At 74.9% G+C, this 1,526-nt stretch carries 1 protein-coding gene; it reads right to left on the bottom strand.

Going from position 1 to position 1,526, the window contains the following annotated elements:
- Positions 1 to 1,526 (bottom strand): condensation domain-containing protein (locus VF584_16070; protein ID HEX8211691.1); only part of this gene is annotated, 1,526 nt, incomplete at both ends.

The raw sequence follows: 1,526 nt of genomic DNA, 5'->3' as shown, positions 1-1,526 counted from the left end.
GGAAAGTCCGCGGGGGCGCCGCTCCACTCCTCCACCAGGCGCCGCTCCGCGTCGTCCAGCAGCGGGAGCCGCGAGAGGGGGAGGTCCGGCTGGGCCGCCACCTCTTCCAGGAGCCGCGTGTAGTGCGCCAGCATCCGCCGGATGGTGGCCGCGTCAAAGAGATCCGCGGCGTACTGCACCCCGCCGGAAAAGCCTTCGCCGCTTTCGGAGAGGAAGAGCGTCAGGTCGAACTTGGTGACCCCCGTCTCGTCGGCCACACGGCTCACCTCCAGCCCCGGAAGGCTGAGCGTGGCCCGTGGCGTGTTCTGCAGGGCAAAGACGGCCTGGAAGATGGGCGAGTGCCCGGAACGGCGCTCGGGCGCCACGGCCTCCACCACCTTTTCGAAGGGGAGCGCCTGGTGCTCGAACGCCTGCAGCGCACCCTCGCGCACCCTCGCCAGCAGCGCGCGGAAGGAGGGATCGCCGGAGAAGCGGGTGCAGAGCGGGAGCATGTTCACGAAGAAGCCCGCCAGCCCCTCCACCTCCGGGCGCGTGCGCCCCGCCACGGGAGTGCCCACCACCACCGCCTCCTGCCCCGAGTACCGGGCCAGGAGGAGCTGGAAGGCGGCCATCAACACCATGAAGGGGGTGGCGTTCTCCCCCTCGCCCAGCGCGCGCAGCGCATCGGCCAGCGCGCGCGGGATCGTCACCCGCTCCTCCGCCCCGCGCGCGCGGGTGCCGGCCTGCGGGCGGGGCCGGTCCGTGGGAAGCTCCAGTACGGCGGGGGCGTCGTGCAGCTGCCCGCGCCAGAAGGCCAGCTCGCGCTCCAGCCGCTCGCCCGAGAGCCGCGAGCGCTGCCAGGCGGCGAAGTCCGCGTAGCCCACCTCCGGCTCGGCCAGGGGCGAAGGCTCGCCCAGGCAGAAGGCGGCGTAGAGCGCGCCCAGGTCGCTCGCCAGCACCCCCGTGCTCCACCCGTCGCTGGCGATGTGGTGCACCACCAGGAGCAGGGTGTGGTCTTCCGGGCCGGAGCGCAGCAGCCGCGCGCGGAAGACGGGGCCGCGCTCCAGGTCGAAGGGCTCCAGGGAGTGCTCCCGCACCCAGGCCGCCGCGTCGGAGGCGTCGTCCACGGGGAGCGGCACGGGCCCGGCGGGGTGCACCCGCTGCACGGGCCCGTCGGCCCCCGCCGCGAAGGTGGTGCGCAGCGGCTCGTGCCGCCGCACGATCTCCTCCAGCGCGAGCCCCAGGGCATCCACGTCCAGCCGCCCGCGCAGGCGCAGCGCCAGCGGCATGTTGTAGGTGGCGCCGCCGGGCTCCATCTGCTCCACGAACCAGAGCCGCTCCTGCGCGAACGAGAGGGGGAGCGGCCCGTCGCGCTCCACCCGCGCGATCGGCTCCTCCTCCTCCTCGCCGCTCCGGGTGAGCCCGCGCGCGACCTCGGCCAGCGTGGCCCCCTCGAACAGCGTGCGCAGCGGCAGCTCGCGCCCCATCCCCGCCCGCACGCGCGCCACCACCCGCGTGGCCAGCAGCGAGTGGCCGCCCAGGTCGAA

Origin of the sequence: Longimicrobium sp. (assembly GCA_036389135.1) — a bacterium.
Classification (GTDB): Bacteria; Gemmatimonadota; Gemmatimonadetes; order Longimicrobiales; family Longimicrobiaceae; genus Longimicrobium.
This window is presented reverse-complemented; position numbering and strand designations above follow the sequence as displayed.